An 18829-nucleotide genomic window follows, 5' to 3' on the forward strand; every position below is an offset into this window, starting at 1 on the left:
GCTAGAATTTGAGCGTCGTCCTGAGGCCGAATACCGACGCATTTTTGAGGGCCTTGCCGGCGAATGGCGTCGCCTGCCCGGTGGCGCCGCCGCCCGGGTGGATGATGTATTGGAAGTTTGGCTGCAACGACCAGCCCTCCTTTATCTGGTATTGGTAGACCGTCGTCAGCAACCCCTCGAAGTTTCGCGAGGGCCAGTTGGGATTCACCAGCATGCGGTAGTCGGCGTCGAGCGCCTGCGCCCGTTTGGACAGATGGGCATAGCCCGCGGCGATCCCGAACTTGTCATCGGGCCGGCCGTCACGAAGCCCAATGAACTCGACGCCGGCATCAGCGTAGAGATCGATCAGGTTGCGATCGGCGGGCGCGCCGGCGGCCCTTGCGAACACACCGATCCCGCGATTGTCGCTGTGAGGCACGCGGTAGATCTGTTGCTCGAAGACCGCCCAACCACCGATGTCTCCTGCGAGCAATAGCGGCTCGCCGCTGCTACCGGGAGCGGCGAGCGAGCTGCCGTTCGACGCGAGCTGTTGATCCGCGAAAGAGCCAAAGTGCCGCCAGCCGCCGAACTTGATCTGGCCAATCAGGTTGGGATCGCCCTTCTTGTTGTTCCAGGCGTACTGGATCTGACCCAGTAACAACGGCGGATCGTTGACGCGGAAATTCACGCCGTAGCGATTGCGCTCCTGCGGGTCGCCCGATCCGGGGCCGGCTTGGTCGCCGTCGAAGATCCCGCCCAGAACGGAAAGCTGGTCGGTCACGTTGACCAGTAGCCTTGCGCCCATAGCCGCCAAAGGTGGCGAAGGTCCGCCGCTGGGAAGATCAAGCGACGTGATCGCGGGCCAACCCATTGAGGCGTTGGTGAACACGTCTGTATATTTGGTGTTGAAGAATTCGCTGTCGGCGGCGAGCTGACCCACTTTCAGCGAGATCCTCTTTGCGCCCCACCGCTTCTCGAAATACGCTTCGTAAAGACGCGTTGAGGGAAGAGCCTCGATTCCGCTGACGACAAAGAAGTTCTGAAGATTGCTCCGGGACAGGCCATCGCCATGGATCTGGAACATGTTGGCGTGAAAAGTGAGCTTGTCGATGCCGACGAGCTTCTGCAGATCGACATCCACCGCGAGGTTGAGACGGCCTTCGTAGATAGCGCCCTGTTTCAGGCCGCCGGAAGCGTTACCAAACGCCTCGCCTATGTAAGTGGCCGCGAACTTCACGCCGTACTTCTGCAGCGGATTGGGCAGAATGCCGAGCGTCTTTTCCTCCACGGTGCTCTCACCCGTGTCCGGATCGGCCGGCTTGTCGTCGTCGGTCTTCTTATCCTCCTGGGCCGCGGCGCCGGCTGCCAGGAGCATGACTACCGACATCGAAAGAACGACCTGCCTATAGGCTCGGTGGGGTCTCGACACGCGACTTCCTGATCTCGAAGATAGCCTTACGAATTGCCTGATCTTGCAAGGCAAGTCCACCGTGGAGGCAATTTCCAAAAGGTCGGTCAGACCAGCTGGCCTATCGCAATCATTTTTGAATCGCGGCACGCGAAATGTTGGCTATGATAGGTTTTCCCTTCTGGGGGCATTCATGTTCGATCCGTCAACTACTGCGCTATTGCGCGCGGTCTTAAACGAAGTTTCCGAGAGCGTTTCGCACCGCGAGATCGGAGCGCGTACCCATGTCGCCTCAAAGATACTGGAGGCTGCTACCAAAGGTGAGGTATCACTAGACGAACTCAGGCAGGTAGGCCGTGATGCCCTTTCGCGTGCACCCACGATGTGGCGCTGATCGGTCGAGGCGGGCGTGAATTTCCAGGTCACGGTGCTGAAGATCCTGGTGAGCTATCCGGACGGCTTCGCCGTCATGGAAGACCTCAAGCGCGACATGGCCATCCTGGCGACCAGTGGCCGCGAATGGGCGAATCGGACCAAGCGCCTCGCCGCGCGGGTACCCGATCTCGATATCTTTTCTCAAGGCTTAGTCGAGCGCATCAGCGGCGGCTGGAAGATCACGGCAAAGGGTCGGGCAGTGCTTGAATTCATGGAACCCCGCCCGGAGGCATCCGAGCCGGCCCAACAGGCCGCAGCCGATGAGGCTCCCAAATCGGTATCCGAGACAGCGCCGGTTCCTCCGCTGCGGCAACCTGCCGACCGTGCCAAGCGGCGGCGCGAACGCCGCCAACGTCGTCGTGAGGCGCGCGAAGGCGCGAGAGCGAACGCCTCTTGAGGTAGATCGAAGCCAAAGAAGAAGCCGCCGGGTGGGCGCTGCGGTTGAATAGTCCCAGACTGTCGATTACCTCCTTGTCATTCGGCCTGCAATATTGCCCCCCTAAGCCGGGGGATCGGCGTCCAAAATTGACCCCCTACAGGTTGGTCTGTTGCGCTGCCTGCTTCGTCATGAAGCAGGTGGTTGGGGATGCTGATCGTGGAGACGATTGCCCGGATAAGGCGCGAGCACTTCATCAAGGGCAAGACGATCAAGGAGATCGCCCGTGACCTGAAGGTGTCGCGGAACACGGTCCGTAAAGTGCTGAGGTCGGGAGAGACCTCGTTCGAGTACGAGCGTGTCATCCAGCCGCGACCGAAGCTGGGACGGTGGGCTGCAGAACTCGACGGATTGTTGGCAGGGAACGCAGGCAAGTCGGCTCGCGAGCAGCTGACGTTGATCCGGATCTTCGAGGAGCTCCGCGGCCGCGGCTATGACGGCGGTTACGACGCCGTGCGACGTTACGCCAGGCGATGGGGCAAGGAACGCGGACAATCGACGGCTGCGGCCTACGTCCCGCTGAGCTTTGCGCCGGGAGAAGCCTATCAGTTCGACTGGAGCCATGAGGTCGTTTTGCTCAATGGCGTGACGGTGATGGTAAAGGCCGCCCACGTCCGGCTCTGCCACAGCCGGATGCTGTTCGTGCGGTGCTATCCGCGCGAGACGCAGGAGATGGTGTTCGACGCCCACGATCGGGCGTTCGCCCTGTTCAAAGGCACCTGCGTGCGCGGCATCTACGACAACATGAAGACCGCCGTGGAGACGATCTTCGTCGGCAAAGGGCGTCTCTACAATCGCCGCTTCATGCAGATGTGCAGTCACTACCTGGTCGATCCGGTGGCCTGCACGCCAGCGTCGGGCTGGGAGAAAGGCCAGGTCGAGAACCAGGTTGGGCTTGTCCGGGAACGCTTCTTCACGCCACGGCTGCGGTTCAAGAACCTCGACGAGTTGAACGCCTGGCTGCTGGACAAGTGCATCGCCTACACCAAAGCGCACCGGCATCCGGAACTGACCGAGCAAACGGTCTGGCAGGTGTTCGAAGCCGAGCGACCAATGCTCGTTCCCTATGCCGGCCGGTTCGACGGATTCCACGCGGTGCTGGCATCGGTCTCGAAGACCTGCCTGGTGCGCTTCGATAACAACAAATACTCGGTCACGGCCAGTGCCGTTGGGCGGCCTGTCGAGGTTCACGCCTACGCCGATCGCATTGTGATCCGCCAGGACGGACGCATCGTTGCCGAGCATGCTCGCTCGTTCGGCCGCGGTGATACCGTCTACGATCCCTGGCATTACGTGCCGGTGCTGGCTCGCAAACCCGGTGCCTTGCGCAACGGCGCTCCCTTCAAGGACTGGGTGCTGCCGGCTGCGATCGAACGTGTGCGGCGCAAGCTCGCCGGTGCCGACGACGGCAACCGGCAGATGGTCGACATCCTCAACGCGGTTCTGACCGACGGCTTGCCGGCCGTCGAAGCAGCCTGCGCCGAGGCGACCGCTCACGGCGTTCATTCCGCCGATGTCGTGCTCAACATCCTGGCCCGCCAGCGTGATCCTGCCCCGCCGGCCAACATCCTCACCCCGGCTGCGCTGACATTGCGCCATGCCCCGATCGCCGACTGTGCCCGCTACGACAACCTCAGGAGAACCATCTGATGGAGCGTACTCAACTGTTCGACCTCATGGGTGAGCTCAAGCTCTACGGCATGAAGGCCGCCTTCGACGAGATCATGGCGACCGCCATCAAGCGCCAGCACGAACCCCAACGCATTGTCGGCGACCTGCTCAATGCCGAGATCAACGAGAAGCAGGCCCGCTCGATCAAGTACCAGCTCACCATCGCCAAGCTGCCGCTTGCCAAGGACCTTGAGGACTTCCAGTTCGAAGGCACCCCCATCAACCAGAGCCTGGTCAATGATCTCGCCGGCGGCGGCTTTATCGCCCAGCAACGTAACGCCGTTCTGGTCGGCGGTACCGGCACCGGCAAAACACATATGGCCATCGCCATCGCCAGAAGCTGCATCCGATCTGGTGCCCGCGGTCGCTTCTACAACGTGGTCGACCTCGTCAACCGCCTGGAGATCGAGACCCGCAACGGACGGCAGGGCCGCATCGCCGAGCATCTGACCCGGCTCGACTTCATCGTCCTCGACGAACTTGGCTACCTGCCGTTCGCCCAGTCCGGCGGCCAGCTGCTGTTCCATCTCGTCAGCCGGCTCTACGAGCGCACCTCGATTGTCGTCACCACCAACCTTGCCTTCGGTGAATGGCCCAGCGTGTTCGGCGACGCCAAAATGACTACCGCGCTGCTCGACCGCCTGACCCACCATTGCGACATCGTCGAGAGTGGCAACGACAGTTGGCGCTTCAAAAGCCGCGACGACGATCACACAACCCGCGCTCGCCTCGTCTCCGCAACCCCGGCCAGCTCCGACGAGGCGAGCGCTACCGTCAAGACTCGTCGCTCAAAGGGGTCAAAATTGGACGCCGATACGGGGTCAAATTTGAACGCCGATTGACACCCGAGCAACTCGAACGCCCAGGCGCCGTCCGGGCAGAAGTAGCTGTGCAGGGCGCTGCGGCGGCGCGCCCTACTCGTCGCGAGCGAGCAAATCGACACAGATGCTCGGACCTGCCTTAGGCCAATCTGGACGGATTATTGCCCGTTCGATTGATCGGTATGACCGAGCGAGTTCTTTACGAAGGCAGCAATGGTGACGTGTGGGCGCTGCGCGTAGCGGCGGGCGGCCCTGAGCGCCAGCAATTGCTGAAGCTGATCGACACGTTGCTGGAGGACTGAGAGAAGCCGCTCAGGCCGACCATTTGTCTTCCTCACGGCGCGCTTCGTCGTCGTTGATGCGCTCGGCCAGGTCGGCAGCGGTTTCATGATCCTCCGTAGTGGCGATGGGCTCGCCATCTTGTTTCTTGATCTTTTGTCCTTCGGCGGTCACCGGAAAATCATCGGGTGCTAATCGCTTCTTGGAAGTGGACATGTGTCTTCCTCCTGTAGCAACGATGATAGCACGCCGCCCAACGAGCCCTCAGTTGGTTTCAGACGGTTAGACCTGACGACCGGACGAAGGGTTCCGTCATACCTTGGGAAATCGCGAAACGGCAGCGGCTCCGGTCCGAAAGCAAGGCGGGGGGAGACGTTTGCCTGCCGCCTTGAAATTCCCCCGTGAATGTCCATTTACCATCCATGCGCCATCCAATTGGATGGACAAATGGATGTACCGATGACCGACAATGTTCGCGAACTGCGACCCCGGACCCCGGATACGGAGAAGATCACAATCAACCTAGGCTATGTGGACCTCGGCCAGGTCGATCTCATGGTGCAGGAAGGGTTTTATTCGAACCGTACCGATTTCATCCGGACCGCGATCCGCAACCAGCTCGAGCGGCACGCGGATGTGGTCAAGCAATCCACCGCCCGTAAAAGTCTCGACCTGGGGCTGCGTAATTATGCTCGCGTCGATCTCGAGAGGGCGCGGTGCGACGGCGAGATGCTGCACATCAACGTTCTCGGCTTGGCGACCATCGACCAGGACGTCACGCCCGAGCTGGCGCGCGCCACAATTGCCTCGGTCTCGGTGCTCGGAGCCCTTCATGCCAGCCCCGCGGTCAAGGCCGCTCTCGCCGACCGAACGAGGTGAAACGATGCTGAATCCAGACATGGTTCGCGAAGCGACTCGCCTCACACGCGCCGGCCAACTGGTCGAAGCCACTGCACTGCTGCAGCGAATGCTGCGCGGCGACGGCGGCCCCGCAGCGACAAGGGGAACTACTGTGCCTGTCGAGCGTGCGAGGCTCGAGCCGCCGACACTCGAGCTGAAGGCCAATGTCGTCGAGGAGACGGAGAGCGGGCCGTCCTCACAAGCCACGCCTGCCAAACGACACAATCGCCTCTCGCCCTTCGGCGGCGTTAAAGATCTTTCCGGGTTCGGCATGCCAGGCCCGGTCGGGCGTACTCCGATGTCCAAAGCGGATATTGCACCGGACGGCACAAGGTTCGTCTCTGCCACCTTCACCAACGCGGCGGGAAGTCGGACCTACAAGCTGTTCATCCCCAGCCGCGCTGATGGAGGACCGCGTCCCCTCATCGTCATGCTTCACGGCTGCACCCAGTCGCCGGACGATTTCGCCGCCGGCACCCGGATGAATTTTCTGGCGGACGAGCGGAATTGCTTCGTTGTCTATCCGGAGCAGCCACGCGGAGCCAACCATGCGAAATGCTGGAACTGGTTTCGCACAGGGGACCAGCGGCGGGATGGCGGTGAGCCTTCGCTGATCGCGGGCATCACCCGCCAGATCATGCGGGAGCATCCTATCGACCCCAAGCGCGTCTACGTCGCAGGCCTGTCGGCTGGCGGGGCCGCCGCGGCCATCATGGGTGCGACGTACCCCGACCTATATGCCGCCGTCGGCGTCCACTCCGGCCTGGCCTGCGGGGCTGCCAGCGACCTTCCGTCCGCATTGGCCGCTATGCGGCAGGGCAGCGCTGGACCGATCGGGACGGCTGGCGCATCGGTGCCGACCATCGTCTTCCATGGCGATCGCGACACCACGGTGCATCCGAGCAATGCTGACCGGATTCTCCGTGGCCCGAGCGAAGATGCGAGCCTGAGGACGGAAATTCTTCGCGGGCGAGTACCTGAGGGGCACGCATATACCCGCACCATCCTCACCGATGAAGGTGGCTTGGGCACGTCCGAGCACTGGAGCGTCCACGGGGCCGCCCACGCCTGGTCAGGAGGCAGTCCTGCCGGGTCCTACACGGATCCGCGCGGGCCGGACGCGACCAGGGAGATGCTGCGTTTCTTCCTCGAGCATTAGCTGGCAAGCTTCACGCGGAGATAGGGTTGCGACGAAGCGGCCCGCTGTCGAAGGCCTGGTCAGGCCCCGCTCGGTCCGGAGAAGATGGAAGCGGGCGGGGTGCCCGGGACCGGCAGCCGCCGTCAATTGCTCCAGATCGCCCAAGGGCCTCCCTTGGCGTCGTACCGCTTGGCGAGACCCAGCAGACGACGTCGGGTGAACGGATTGGCCTTTCCGGCGATGACACGGACCCGCTGCGCGAGGCTTTCATAAAACTCCTGCCCCATCACGCCCCCGACGCAATCACTGCCTGGAGTTGAGTAACCCGCGGTCTTGGAGTCAAGAAGCGTCGGCAAGCCCATGCAACTCTCCGCAACCGTCTTGAGATCGCGGTGGGCGGCGGACGTAGACTGCCATAGCGGGGGAAAACCAGATGCCAGTGTCCGATCCGGTCCGGAAGGCGTGCCCGGCTTGCGGCAGGCCGATGAAGGCTGTGCGCGATGAAATCGGCGACCGGAAGCTGCGGTACGTCTGCACCAGTTGCGCCGATGACCCGCTGCAGGACCCGACGGCCCGCAAGTGGGCGGATAGCCCGCTGCGCCCGCCGGTAAAATAGGAATTTCCCCGCGACCCCGGTGCTCTGGTTACGATACATCGATCGCACCACAGCCGGGATTTGCTCCCCATGCGAATACTGACCGCTGCTGTTTTCGTCGCCTGCCTGTTCCCTCGCCGGCCTCCGCAGCGACGTGCTCAGAAGCGATCGCGCATTGCAAACAGGACGAATCCAGGCGTCCAGACGCGGTCTCGCAGTGTGCGCAGACATCCGTTCGCCGAAGCGCTCCTTTAGCGGAAGAAGCTCAGTGTCACAGCTTGATAGGTGCCTCTCACACCTTTTGAAATCGCCTCAGCGCCTCGGGCCTTTTTCGATAGAAAAGCCTATCGATTGCCGTTGGCCGTGAACGAATCCGCACTGATGATAGTTTAGCCGATGGCGCTTGCCTGCCTCGACTCATAGTAGGGAGTGGACGACGGATGACCTACGTGACAGACCGATCGAGCCCCCTGGACGAGACGATCACAATCGCGGACCTCGTTCGCGATCCCTATCCAATCTACAAGCGCTTGAGGCGCCAAGCGCCCGTGTTGCGGGTCAAATCAGTGGGGCGCACGTTTCTCACCAAGGCCGCTGACACTAAGTACGTCAAAGACAATCCAACCTTGTTCAGCTCCAATGATCCGAACACGCCCATGAAGCGCGCCTTTCTTGCGCATACGCTGATGCGGAAGGACCACGAGGAGCACCGGAGCGAACGCATGGCTATGATGCCCGCCTTGATGCCGAAGACAATCGAATCTGTCTGGGCAGCGCTATATGCGGACCTCGCGGAAGCGTATCTCGACCGTTTGCCGCGCGGCGAGGTTGTCGATCTGTTTCCGGCGCTCGCGGGGCCCCTTGCTGCACGGATTCTGGCGCATGCGATGGGCGTTCCGGATGCGAGCGATGAGGACATGCAGCGGTGGTCGCAGATGCTGATCGACGGTGCCGGCAATTTCGGCTGGACGCCCGGGCCTTTCCAAGCAACCGACATCGCCAACGCGGAGATGGATAGATGCATCCGGGCCAACGCTGAACGGGTGCGAGCCGAGCCGGACTCCTCTGCCCTCTCCTTCATGGTGAATGCAAAGAATCCGATTCCGGAAAGCCAGATGATTGCCAACGTGAAAATCGCGATCGGCGGCGGCATCAACGAGCCGCGTGACGCCCTGCTGACGGTCCTCTACGGCCTTTTGACCAACCCCGATCAGCTCGAGGCGGTCCGCGCCGGGGGCAAATGGCGCGCAGCCTTCGAGGAAGGAATCAGATGGGTGGCGCCGATCCAGGCCAGTTCACGGCTTGTAATGGAGGACACTGAGATTCGGGGCTGCTTCATCCCGAAGGGCGACACCGTTATGACAATCCAGGCCTCTGCAAACCGGGACGAGGACGTCTTCCGGGACGGTGAGAACTATAACGCCCTTCGCGAACCCAACCCTCACCAGGCATTTGGGAATGGCCCGCATCATTGCGCGGGCGCGCACCTCTCGCGGCGAACTGTGGGGGACATCCTCCTACCGCTGCTGTTCGAGCGCTTTCCAAAAATGACCTTGCCTGATCCAGTGAGCGTGCGTTGGCACGGATTCGGTTTCCGCGGGCCGCTCAATCTGCCGATTCTGCTGCAGTAGCCTCCTACCGCCAGCCGCATTCGACACAGATAAAGCCGACGAAGCTCTTGTTGGACACTTCGCCGGTTTTGTCCGAGAGAGATAGAAGGCTCCCGGGCAAGCTCCCGAACTAACTCACGGGACCGCTAGGGGCATGAAGTCCAGGACGGGCAAGGTCGGTAGCTCCGGTTCTTTCTGTTGAGGAGCCAGCGCCGGGAGCGCACTGCGCTCGCCAATCCTCACAACCACAAGTAACATCGCCGCCATTACTCACCAGAAGGATTGAGAATGACCGGCGAATTGGCAAGCGAACAGCCTAAGAAGCGGATAGCACTCTTCGTCGATGGCACCTGGAATACGACCAAGACAACACGAACGTCTGGCGGCTCCGCACACTTGCCGCTCCCGTTGGGGCGGATCAGGTCGACAGTCGATCTACTACAACGCCGGCCTTGGAACACAGGTCGGCAGCAAAGTGCGCGGCGGGATGTTCGGCGTTGGGATCGACGACATATTCCTCGAACCTATCAATGGCTGGTCGAGATTTACAACGACGGCGACGACATATTCATCTTCGGTTTTTCCCGGGCTAAGCGGATCGGCGTCAATGCGCTTCGCGAGGCGCCAATCGTGCGGCATTGAACCTGCTCTCCAAGCAGTGCGGCGGCGCCGCCCGGCGTGTAACTGAGGCGTATACGCATTCAGCACCTTGCCGTCTGACGTCCGATTTGCCGTCAACATCTGCCCAACAGCGGATCGCCTCCGAGGTCGCAGATGGGGCACGAGCGGACGTATGCTTTCGAACCAAGAGAGGGCGACCCTACTCGTTGTCCTCCAGGGCTCGGAGTTGTTCGCGAAGATCTGCTTCAAGGTCGTGTATCATCTAAGCCGTTGGTCCTGTGGCGAACTCTCGCGCAAGCTGCCAGCGCGCCAATTTCTCTTTGACTGCTTCTTTTTCGCGTTCGCGATTCATATCCCTAATACGTCAGGTGAGACCCGACAGATCAGGTTTGAAACCTCAGACCCGACTGTGCGCTAGGAATAGCGGGAGGTCGTGATGTCGCCGGAAGAATACCTTGAGCTTGGCTGAGCAGTACCGGAAGGTTCTTTCGACAAAGACCCATTTACCCGCTATCATTAGAAGCAAGGGAACGGACCTATCGGGCTCTAGCGGACAGCGAACGTGCAGTTCAAAGATCCGCAGGATCGTTGATGCCTTGGACGAAGCGGGCTGCCCTCACAGACAGCTCCGGACCAGCGGCGACCTTTCGGATCCATGGGACTACTCGGTCCATGGCTGCGAAGCCCAATCGACCGAATGCCGCCCTGGCCGCTGCGGCAGGATAGCGACGAGCAAGACAATTGCAGCGAGAATGACCACGGAAGCTAGAGGACGACTAAGGGCGAGCCCGCCATGGCCAACTGGCTTGTCTAGAAAATCTCCAACAGTTGCCCCCAGAGGACGCGTGAGGATGAAGGCCGCCCAGAACAGAAACACCCGCGATACCTTGGTCCAGTAGTACAGCGCCGCAAGCACCACAAGTCCCGCACCAAACAGTAGAGCGCCTCCATCGTATCCCAGTCCGGTGTCGTCAGCGATCCAGTCTCCGAGAGCGGTACCCAAGGTTTGTGAAAAGGTAATCGTGATCCAATAGAATAGTTCGGTCCTTGGGGATGTTACCGTGTCCACATTCACTGAGCCCAAAGTCACGTACCACGCACCAAGGGAGCAAAGCACACTTGCAAGCAAGATGGATGAGCCTCCCACATAGCCAATCCCCAATGAGCGATCAAAGAAATCGGCGAGCGCGGTACCCACGGTGGTGGAAGCAACAATGGCGAGCCAGTAGACCCAAGGATTGAACTTCGTCGTCGAAATCTGAGCAATCACTGCGGCAACGAAAATCGCCAGAAAGATTGCAGTTCCGATCAGATATCCGCCGTTCTGGGCATTCTGATCTGCGTGAAGCCAGCTCATAGTTACCGCGTCGCCACCAGTCTCTCCGAGGGTGGTGGCAAGGATTTTGATGACCCAGAAGCCGAGCGTGACGGCAGGTACTTTGCTGAGAATGTCATCGGCGCTCTGAAGGTCGTTTGCGCTCTGAAACCTCATTTAACGTACTCCTGCATACCCACTTCGCCGGCCTGGACGGCCAGCAAACGAAACGCTGCAAGTACCTGAAAAGTTGCCGCGCAAAAGCCAAGCCCGGTGGACCGCTGGAGCGGGCCGGTTTGGGTCAGTTGCGCCGCTTTGGCCGTGAGCCGATGACATCCGGGTCTAACCCGATAAGCGGACGCGGTCAGACCGGACGGGCACGTCTCGAACGGGCCAGGAGCGGCCCTCGTGAGGGGCAAGCGGAGGAGGCATAGGATGTGAAGGTTGAACGTGCGCTTTTACAGACAGCCGCCCTTGCCGCGCTCGGAGCAGAGCCGCAACGCGCTTGACAGGGTAAACAGAAAGCGCGGGCTGCGGCGCTCGTTGTCGGGCGCACGGTAGCTCAGGGGGACGGCCAAGCCGAGATCGGCCTGGAAATCGTCAGGCAGGAAGAACCGCACGCCAGCTCCGGCCGAGGTCAAGGAGAGGCCGTCGCTCAGGCGGTAACCGTCGTTCCAGACTGCGCCCGCGTCACCGAAGGCATAGAGCTGGTAGCCGGTCCAGTAGCGGTAGTTGAGTTTCTGGTCGAAGCGCAGTTCGAGAGAGCCGGCAAGACCGTTGTCCCCGCTGATCTCTGCTGCGCCATAGCCGCGCCCGAAGGCAGCGCCACCGAGATAGAATTGCTGCGAGGTGAACAGCGGCCGTGACGCCGTCTGGCTTGCAGCGGAGAGCTTGAGCGACCAGACGTCATTGAGCGCCTGGTAGCGCGTGAACCAGAGGTTCAGCACCGAGAAGTTCGATGAGGCGCCATCGCGCGACAACAGGTCGTCGTCTAAATGCGAGGCACCGAAGATGTCGAGACCCTGGCGGTAGGTCAGCGTCGCGAAATTGGTGCCGCCGAAATGATCCTGAAGCCGGTAGTCGGCGGTCAGGCTCGCGGTCCTGATGTGGTCGTTGTACCAAGGGCCGTAACGGTCATGCTCGGACACGTTGCTGAAGGTCGTCGCCGCGGTCAGGGTCAGCGAGGAGGATTGCGACTGCAATGGGACGATGCTCCCACGCAGCTCGAACGCCTCGGTCGTGGTGATGTCGCTGTCAAGGCGGCGGGCATCGCCCGGTCTGACCGCGCTGTACAGTACCGACCCGCCGAGACGCACGCCGTCGACACCGACTGGTGCGTCGTAGGACAGCCGTGCGAAGCCGAGCTGGCGGGGGTCGTTGGCGATGGTCGACAGGTTGACCGCCAGCGTGTCGCCGGGCGTGAGATAGGAGTTGAACGCGCCGGTCGCGTAGGTCTGCCACGGACCAACTGATGATGAGCCGAGATTGTCCAGACCGAACGACGAGAAGACGTGCCAGGTCTTCAAATAGACGACGAGGCGGAAGCGGCCGGTTGCGTCGCCGATCTCCTCCAGTGCGGTATCGGTGACCCGGACGCCAGGTCTGCCGTTGACGAGAAAAAGCTGGCGTTCCAGCGTTGCCAGGCGCGACGGTTGCTCGGCCAGAACCGGCCCAAGCATCGGTCTCACGCCGAAATGCTCGGCGCCGTCGCCTTTCAGCTCGGCCTGGACGATGGCGCCTTCGATCACCTGGATCTGAAGCAGGCCGTCGGCAATGTCCTGCGGCGGCACGATCGCACGGCTCAAGTGAAAACCATCGGCGCGGTAGAGATCGCTGATCGCGCCGGCGATCGCACCGAGATCCGCCTGCGAAACCTTCTTGCCAACATAAGGCTGGTAGACCGCGGCGATACGATCGGGGGAAACGGCCCGGGCTCCGCTGACGTTGATGCCGCGCAGCACGAACTGAGGCTTGGTATCGCCGCCGGTGTTGGGCGCGCCGACCTTGGGGGCGGCCAGTGTTGGACGGTGCAGCGATTCCTGCTCCGCTTGGTTTTCGAAGTATTTCTCGGGTTGGCGCGGATCGAAACCTGGCTGGTTCGCCTGCTGCGCGAGCGCCTGCGAGACTCCGGTGAAAATTGGGGTCATCAACATCAGCGCGGCAAATAGATGCCATTGGCACGCAATGAGCCCTTTCCCGTAGTTTGACGGAGAACTGCCCATGAGCTGGTGAGAGTGCGTTATTGGCATGATTTTTCGTAACTTTTTATGGTCAATGGATCGTTAACGCGATGTTGCTGCTCTGCTTCTCGCTAAGTCTATGTTGAGTAATTTTGGATACCCCTCAGGACTGACTATCGTGGACTGAGGACCGCCATGCTGAGCAAAATTGGAATGCGGTGCGCCTTCGCGGCTGCGCTGATCCTGGGAAGGGCTTCCGGCGCATCCGCCGCGGACGATGGTGTCTGGTCTGTCGGCAAGGCCACCGGCGAGGTCTGGGTCGCCACCAGCGGTGCGGAGCAGGTGTCGTTGAACCAGCAGGAGGCACTCAAGCCCGGCGACACCATTCGCACGGGACGTAATGGCCGTGTGCTGCTCGTGCGCGGCGAGGAAACGATCCTGATCTCTCCCAACTCGGTGGTCGGCTTGCCGACGGAAAAAAGGGACGGTCTCTCGACCACCATCATCCAGCAGGCGGGCTCGATTCTGCTTGAGGTCGAGAAGCGCAACGTCAAACATTTCGAGGTCGAGACGCCCTATCTCGCGGCCGTGGTCAAGGGCACCCAGTTCAGCGTCACCGTGAATGCGGGCAGCACCAAGGTGGGCGTGCTTCGCGGGCAGGTCGAGGTCTCCGACTTCAAGACCGGGCAGATCGCCCAGATCCTGCCGGGGCAGGCCGCCACCGTCTTCGAGCATGGCAAGCCCGGCGTCTCTCTGAGCGGCTCCGGAACGTTCAATCCGATCGAGCACGGCAAGCCGCGCGCCGCGACGATCGAGCGGATCCCGGTGCCGAAATCAGGCCTGTCGGCCCCGCGCGACGCCGCGAATGGCCATGCGGTCCACGCGCTCGGTCCGACCGACAAGGGCACCAAGGCCGCCGGCGCACTCAAGCAATCGCAACAGGCGGCCAGCGGTCACGTGCCCAAGGCTGGCGTCGTGCGCATCTCGAATCCGCTCGGCGAGGTCAAGTTGAACGTCCACAAGGCCACGCACGGGCTGGCGCGAGGAGGGGAAGCGCTCGGCACGGTGAGAGGTGCGCCTCAATCCCGGATCGAAACGGTCTGGAATGAGGGCAAAACCAGCTCGACTACATCCAATAGCGCTGGGCAGGCCGCAGGCACGACAAGCAGCGGGGCTGTCGCAAGCACGAGCACGTCAGCTGCGAGCACGCCGGCAGCCGTTACGACCGCAGGCGCGTCCAGTGATGGTTCTACCAGAGGAAACTCTGAGGACAATAAGGGGAATGGGAAAGGCAATGATGGGAAGGACGGCAAGGACCGCAAGGACGGCAAGAGCGCAACCGGGAACGGCAAGGGCAACAACGGCAACGGCAACGGCAACAGTGGAGGAAATGACAGCAACGGTCACGGCAATGGTCACGGCCATGGCAAACACTGAGGCCGGGGATGACCTCGAAGAACCCGCCCGTCATCCTCTCTGCGAGAGCGAGTTTGTTGCGGCCCAGGTTTTTTAGCGGCCTCACTGCGGCGGAGTCAGCTGCAGTCATTCGGCTACCCACTATATGCGACGAGTACCGCTCCAGTCGCTATCAGGATAATCCCCAGCCAATTGAGGACCGATAGCTTTTCACCAAGGAAGAGTACTGCAAAGACCGCAACGAACACGACACTAAGCTTGTCGATAGGCGCGACACGGGCGGCGTCCCCAATCTTCAGCGCGCGAAAATAGCAAATCCAGGACGCCCCGGTTGCTAGTCCGGACAGCACCAAGAAAATCCAGGTCTTGGCTGATACAGTAGTAGGTTGCTGCCAGTTGCCAGTAGCGACGACGATCAGTGCTGCAGTCATCAAGATGACGATTGTCCGAATGAACGTCGCGAAATCAGAATTTACATTCTCGATACCGATCTTGGCAAAAACTGCTGTGAGGGCGGCGAATGCTGCAGAAAGCAGAGCCCAAAATGTCCAAGACAGCACAACGTTCTTCATGATCCTGATCCTGTGGTTAGCTTCTGATCCCTGCAGCGCCTCATCCAAGCCACCACGTCCGTTCCCTCGCCGCGAAGAACTCGGAGTGATTTCGTATCTCGTGGTTCCGCATTGGCTCCTTCAAAGCGCCAAAGTTCCCTGACAATCAGAGATGCCAGCGGATCCGCGAGCTCCCGGCGAGTCGCAAGTGTAGCTTTCATTGGGAGACGTGGCCGTATTTGGTCCCCACATCGAACCAGAGCGTTGCATTGTAAAGGTCGGCTGTCGATTGATCCGACGCAGCCGATGGGGCCGCGCGATGATCTAGCACCAGCAGATGGGGGCCGGACTTGGCAATGAGAATTGCCGCTACCCCATCGGCGTCAGTCTTGAATTTGGGTATGTCTTTCTCCGCGACGGGGGTTTTGCCGTCGCTTCGTTCGACTTCCGCATCTGACAACGGCTTGCCGCGAAACAGTACCTTGATCCTGAGTGGCTCACCCGGCTTCGCTTTGGCCGGGTCGGATAGCGGCACAAGCTCGAGGTCATGTCCAAGCAACGCCTGCCAAGGTGCGTCGGCACCCGTGATCGCCTTGGCGAACTTACCGGACCAGAAGCTTTCGGCCGCGTCCGGCACTAAGCGCCGCGTGGCATTCCGGTAGACGCCTCCGGTCGTCTTGACCCAGAAGCCGTTGTCGTAGCGGGCTGCAAGCAGCGTATGGCCGTCATCGAGGAACGGCTTTGTTCTTGCGATCTGGACGCCGTTTTCCGATGCGGCCGCGAGACCGTCCAGAAGCGAGCTGCGCCCTTTCTGCGTGATCGCAAAGATGTCCACGACCTTGTCTGCGAACGCGGGAGGACGGTCGTCGGGATGACCGTAATTGACGACGGCACGGCGAGCGCTCGCCGGTCCGGACAGCGTGAGCCAGACATCGTGCGCCGGCGACGGACCGAGGGAGCCGAGCAGCAGGGCCGTCGCGAGCGGCAGGGATCTAACGAGACGGGAATCGATCATTTAGTCACCAGCTTTGGGGCGGCCGCCATGGCGGTCGGGAAGCGATATGTCACACCCGCCAGCACGGCCAGTGTCGGCTGCGCGCTCACGAAGATATCGGAAGTTTTTGCCCCCACCGGATCGCCGAAGTTGATTGCGATTTCGCTCACACGCTCGCCCGGATACCAGGTAGCCTGCGTGAACGCTGTCCAGCCTTCGGGCCATGAATAAGCAAGCTTCCCGGTTACGCGCGAGTACGGCGAGGTCGTGATGAGCCCATCCTGCGTCAGGTTCTTCTTGCCCACGAAGATGACGTAGGCCGAGCCGGATAGCGTTTGCGCATTGCCCGTCGCCAAGTTGAAGTCGACGCCGATATTGGCAACGTAGTCCGGCACGTTCGGGACGAAGTACGAGGGAGCTGCATCGACGAGCCGCGCCGATATCCCGACGAAGTTGGCGAACAGGGACACCTCGTTGACCGGGTCTCTGACCACGAGCCAGCGGGCGTCGACGTCGTATCCGCTACGCTGGGCCTTGCCGAGAAACGTAACCGGCAAGCCGGGAGCCGGCTGAAATGCCTCGTTGGCCGAATCTGTCGTCCAGTAGCTGGCGAATAGCTTGAAGCGGTCGATGGTGAATTGAACGCCGCCTTCGCGGCTGACCACCTTGAACGGCTGAATGCCGGGGTTGCCGATGAGCTCGGCTGGCGCGTCGATGCTGCGGAAGCCCTCGCCGTAATTGGCGAACAATTCGAACCATCTCATCGGCGTGATGGCGACGCCAACCTTGGGGCTGGCTATGCCGTTCGAAATGTTGGGCGTGCCACCGGATGCGATCCGGTCATCGATATCGTAGTAGAATTGGTCGTAGCGTCCGCCCGCGGTGAACTTCAGCCAGGGGAGCGGCTTGATCTGGACCTGACCGAACCCCGCGACATTCGTCTCGGTCAATCCGACGTTGACGGCGACGGGACCCGACACAGCACGTGCGATGGTCGGCGCCTGGAAGGCCTCGACGAAGTCGGTGCGCCAATTACTGCCCAGCAATATTTGAACCGGGATGTCGTCTGCTATGGCGCCGCTCCAGACCTTGCTGACACGGCCACCGACCATGGTGCGGTCCTCGTGCTGCACCCGCTGTCCGCCGCCGAAATCGGCGAAGCGGTTCGAGAACTGGTGACTGACGAACAGCGCGCCTTTCAGCTCCTGATCCTGAGCGCCGGAAACGTAGTTCGTGACGAAGTTCTCAAGCTGCTTATTGCCGCCGTCGGTGGGATTTGTTGCCGAGCGCTCGGAAACGATCCCTGCAGAAATGGCCTCTCGGCTGGCATATCCGGGTGAACCGTATTCGGTACCATAGGCCTGCGCGCGGAACGAGATAATCGCGCCGTCAGGCAAAGTCGTCGTGACCTTGTTGAACGAATTGTAGCGATCGATGAAGCTGTTATCGCGATAACCGTCGGTGTGATAACCCTCCAGCGCGACATAAGGCAGCCACGCACCCTGTGTCGTACTGTAGGTGGCTAGGCCACGGGCGGTGCCCTGAGTGCCGCCGGAAACTCCCACCGTCGCAAATGGCTCCGTCTGCTTGGTGGTGATGTTGACCGAGCCGCCCATGTTGGAGTCGCCGTATTCGACCGAGAACGGCCCACGCACGATCTCGATGCTCTTGATCGTCTCGGGGAATAAAACATTGAGGTCGGCATAGTTCGGCGTATGCAGCGAGGAGACCTCGTTGAGCGGAACACCGTCGATGTGATAGGCGATGTCGCGGCCATGCTCGGCATCGGTGTAGCCGCGTAGCGACAGGCCGTAGCCGATGCCGCCCTGGCCGTAGTTGGAGACGTTGAAGCCGGGAAGAGGGCGGAACAGGTCGCCGTAGGTGGCTACTGCAAGCCGACTGATCGCGGGCCCGTCCACCACGGTCGTGGCCGCCGGCAGCGCAGTCACCGCGCTCGACAAGTCGCCCCGCCCTGGCGTGCCGCCGTCGCCCGCCGACAGGAGCGGTCCTGATGGCTGCGAAGATGGCTGAGAGACTAAAGATTGCAGGAAAGGACGCGCACTGCTCGGTGCCGAAGTCTGGGCTCGCCGCGTACGCTTGGGTACCGCTTTCGGTGCGGAGACGGTGACCGGCGGCAGTGAGCCCGCCGCTGGCCCCGTCTGCGCGCAGACTGGACCTTCAGCCAAAAGGCCCGTCAACGCGATGCCGGCTAAGGTGATGCGCCAAGCAGCTTTACGCAAACTGATCCGCCTGCACTGATAACGTTCAGGGCTGAAGCCGAACCTCATAGTATGACCTTGTCTAGGAACTAGCATATCAAAGTATGAGGAAGAAGGTCGATCGTCATACTCTGGACTCTTTTCCGCAGGGATCAAAGCGGCCAAGAACTCCAAAGCGGATCGCCGTCCGGTTTGACTCTGACAAGGGTGTTTCGAGAGATCCAGGTGACCAAGGACATGCTGGGTCTCGCCAGGCACGTC

16 protein-coding genes and 1 pseudogene are annotated in these 18829 nt (G+C 61.3%); 9 read left to right on the forward strand and 8 right to left on the reverse strand.

Annotated elements, in window-relative coordinates; all coding sequences use genetic code 11:
- Position 1 precedes the first annotated feature (1 nt).
- Positions 2–1354 carry a carbohydrate porin gene (locus tag ACVIN2_RS17845; protein WP_456766535.1) on the reverse strand — a complete coding sequence of 451 codons (1353 nt, stop codon included), beginning with the start codon at positions 1352–1354 and terminating at the stop codon, positions 2–4.
- Positions 1355–1580: 226 nt separating this feature from the next.
- Between ACVIN2_RS17845 and ACVIN2_RS17850 the strand changes: the two genes are divergently transcribed.
- The 4 genes and pseudogenes from ACVIN2_RS17850 to istB all read left to right on the forward strand — a co-directional run bounded on the left by ACVIN2_RS17850 (position 1581) and on the right by istB (position 4771).
- Complete coding sequence (locus ACVIN2_RS17850; RefSeq protein ID WP_456766536.1) at positions 1581–1781, forward strand: hypothetical protein; 201 nt, start codon at positions 1581–1583, stop codon at positions 1779–1781.
- A gap of 15 nt (positions 1782–1796) precedes the next feature.
- Entirely contained in the window at positions 1797–2219 is a 423-nt protein-coding gene (locus ACVIN2_RS17855; RefSeq protein ID WP_456766537.1) for a hypothetical protein, read from the forward strand.
- 189 nt (positions 2220–2408) lie between these two features.
- A pseudogene (istA, locus tag ACVIN2_RS17860) lies at positions 2409–3942 on the forward strand (IS21 family transposase).
- Positions 3908–4771, forward strand: a complete 864-nt coding sequence (gene istB / locus ACVIN2_RS17865; RefSeq protein ID WP_456765735.1) for an IS21-like element helper ATPase IstB — start codon at positions 3908–3910, stop codon at positions 4769–4771. Before istA ends, istB begins: the two are co-directional and overlap by 35 nt.
- Positions 4772–5062: 291 nt before the next feature.
- On the opposite strand, the gene ACVIN2_RS17870 is transcribed toward istB, so the two are convergent.
- Complete coding sequence (locus ACVIN2_RS17870) at positions 5063–5245, reverse strand: hypothetical protein (protein WP_027568297.1); 183 nt, start codon at positions 5243–5245, stop codon at positions 5063–5065.
- A 243-nt stretch (positions 5246–5488) separates the two neighbouring features.
- Between ACVIN2_RS17870 and ACVIN2_RS17875 the strand changes: the two genes are divergently transcribed.
- Together ACVIN2_RS17875 and ACVIN2_RS17880 are read left to right on the forward strand one after the other, a co-directional pair.
- Positions 5489–5908, forward strand: a complete 420-nt coding sequence (locus ACVIN2_RS17875; RefSeq protein WP_456766538.1) for a CopG family transcriptional regulator — start codon at positions 5489–5491, stop codon at positions 5906–5908.
- A gap of 4 nt (positions 5909–5912) precedes the next feature.
- Entirely contained in the window at positions 5913–7088 is a 1176-nt protein-coding gene (locus tag ACVIN2_RS17880) for an extracellular catalytic domain type 1 short-chain-length polyhydroxyalkanoate depolymerase (protein WP_456766539.1), read from the forward strand.
- Positions 7089–7210: 122 nt separating this feature from the next.
- Here the strand turns inward: ACVIN2_RS17880 and ACVIN2_RS17885 are convergent, their stop codons facing one another.
- The gene (locus tag ACVIN2_RS17885; RefSeq protein WP_456766540.1) at positions 7211–7429 is read right to left on the reverse strand and encodes a hypothetical protein; all 219 of its coding nucleotides are present in this window, start codon (positions 7427–7429) and stop codon (positions 7211–7213) included.
- A 673-nt stretch (positions 7430–8102) separates the two neighbouring features.
- On the opposite strand from ACVIN2_RS17885, the gene ACVIN2_RS17890 reads away from it, so the two are divergent.
- Together ACVIN2_RS17890 and ACVIN2_RS17895 are read left to right on the forward strand one after the other, a co-directional pair.
- Positions 8103–9293 carry a cytochrome P450 gene (locus ACVIN2_RS17890; RefSeq protein WP_456766541.1) on the forward strand — a complete coding sequence of 397 codons (1191 nt, stop codon included), beginning with the start codon at positions 8103–8105 and terminating at the stop codon, positions 9291–9293.
- Between the two features lie 267 nt (positions 9294–9560).
- Positions 9561–9914 carry a phospholipase effector Tle1 domain-containing protein gene (locus tag ACVIN2_RS17895; protein ID WP_456766542.1) on the forward strand — a complete coding sequence of 118 codons (354 nt, stop codon included), beginning with the start codon at positions 9561–9563 and terminating at the stop codon, positions 9912–9914.
- A gap of 640 nt (positions 9915–10554) precedes the next feature.
- On the opposite strand, the gene ACVIN2_RS17900 is transcribed toward ACVIN2_RS17895, so the two are convergent.
- Entirely contained in the window at positions 10555–11385 is an 831-nt protein-coding gene (locus tag ACVIN2_RS17900) for a COG4705 family protein (RefSeq protein ID WP_456766543.1), read from the reverse strand.
- Between the two features lie 281 nt (positions 11386–11666).
- Entirely contained in the window at positions 11667–13430 is a 1764-nt protein-coding gene (locus ACVIN2_RS17905; RefSeq protein ID WP_456769749.1) for a ShlB/FhaC/HecB family hemolysin secretion/activation protein, read from the reverse strand.
- Positions 13431–13583: 153 nt separating this feature from the next.
- Between ACVIN2_RS17905 and ACVIN2_RS17910 the strand changes: the two genes are divergently transcribed.
- Entirely contained in the window at positions 13584–14825 is a 1242-nt protein-coding gene (locus ACVIN2_RS17910) for a FecR family protein (protein ID WP_456766544.1), read from the forward strand.
- A 113-nt stretch (positions 14826–14938) separates the two neighbouring features.
- Here the strand turns inward: ACVIN2_RS17910 and ACVIN2_RS17915 are convergent, their stop codons facing one another.
- The 3 genes from ACVIN2_RS17915 to ACVIN2_RS17925 all read right to left on the reverse strand — a co-directional run bounded on the left by ACVIN2_RS17915 (position 14939) and on the right by ACVIN2_RS17925 (position 18637).
- On the reverse strand, positions 14939–15376 hold the full coding sequence (locus tag ACVIN2_RS17915) for an EamA family transporter (RefSeq protein WP_456766545.1): 438 nt from the start codon (positions 15374–15376) through the stop codon (positions 14939–14941).
- A gap of 196 nt (positions 15377–15572) precedes the next feature.
- Positions 15573–16370 (reverse strand): DUF4198 domain-containing protein, encoded by a 798-nt coding sequence (locus tag ACVIN2_RS17920; RefSeq protein ID WP_456766546.1) that lies wholly within the window; start codon positions 16368–16370, stop codon positions 15573–15575.
- Complete coding sequence (locus ACVIN2_RS17925) at positions 16367–18637, reverse strand: TonB-dependent receptor domain-containing protein (RefSeq protein ID WP_456766547.1); 2271 nt, start codon at positions 18635–18637, stop codon at positions 16367–16369. Before ACVIN2_RS17925 ends, ACVIN2_RS17920 begins: the two co-directional genes overlap by 4 nt.
- Positions 18638–18829 lie beyond the last annotated feature (192 nt).

Source organism: Bradyrhizobium sp. USDA 3650 (assembly GCF_054057395.1).

Excerpts from the sequence above, each read along its gene's own strand:
- ACVIN2_RS17880 (WP_456766539.1), top strand. The coding sequence starts at position 5,913 with ATGCTGAATCCAGACATGGTTCGCGAAGCGACTCGCCTCACACGCGCC.
- ACVIN2_RS17850 (WP_456766536.1), top strand. The coding sequence starts at position 1,581 with ATGTTCGATCCGTCAACTACTGCGCTATTGCGCGCGGTCTTAAACGAA.
- ACVIN2_RS17905 (WP_456769749.1), bottom strand. The coding sequence starts at position 13,430 with ATGGGCAGTTCTCCGTCAAACTACGGGAAAGGGCTCATTGCGTGCCAA.
- ACVIN2_RS17915 (WP_456766545.1), bottom strand. The coding sequence starts at position 15,376 with ATGAAGAACGTTGTGCTGTCTTGGACATTTTGGGCTCTGCTTTCTGCA.
- ACVIN2_RS17900 (WP_456766543.1), bottom strand. The coding sequence starts at position 11,385 with ATGAGGTTTCAGAGCGCAAACGACCTTCAGAGCGCCGATGACATTCTC.
- ACVIN2_RS17910 (WP_456766544.1), top strand. The coding sequence starts at position 13,584 with ATGCTGAGCAAAATTGGAATGCGGTGCGCCTTCGCGGCTGCGCTGATC.
- ACVIN2_RS17890 (WP_456766541.1), top strand. The coding sequence starts at position 8,103 with ATGACCTACGTGACAGACCGATCGAGCCCCCTGGACGAGACGATCACA.
- ACVIN2_RS17895 (WP_456766542.1), top strand. The coding sequence starts at position 9,561 with ATGACCGGCGAATTGGCAAGCGAACAGCCTAAGAAGCGGATAGCACTC.
- istB (WP_456765735.1), top strand. The coding sequence starts at position 3,908 with ATGGAGCGTACTCAACTGTTCGACCTCATGGGTGAGCTCAAGCTCTAC.
- ACVIN2_RS17925 (WP_456766547.1), bottom strand. The coding sequence starts at position 18,637 with ATGAGGTTCGGCTTCAGCCCTGAACGTTATCAGTGCAGGCGGATCAGT.
- ACVIN2_RS17870 (WP_027568297.1), bottom strand. The coding sequence starts at position 5,245 with ATGTCCACTTCCAAGAAGCGATTAGCACCCGATGATTTTCCGGTGACC.
- ACVIN2_RS17875 (WP_456766538.1), top strand. The coding sequence starts at position 5,489 with ATGACCGACAATGTTCGCGAACTGCGACCCCGGACCCCGGATACGGAG.
- ACVIN2_RS17845 (WP_456766535.1), bottom strand. The coding sequence starts at position 1,354 with ATGCTCCTGGCAGCCGGCGCCGCGGCCCAGGAGGATAAGAAGACCGAC.
- ACVIN2_RS17920 (WP_456766546.1), bottom strand. The coding sequence starts at position 16,370 with ATGATCGATTCCCGTCTCGTTAGATCCCTGCCGCTCGCGACGGCCCTG.
- ACVIN2_RS17885 (WP_456766540.1), bottom strand. The coding sequence starts at position 7,429 with ATGGGCTTGCCGACGCTTCTTGACTCCAAGACCGCGGGTTACTCAACT.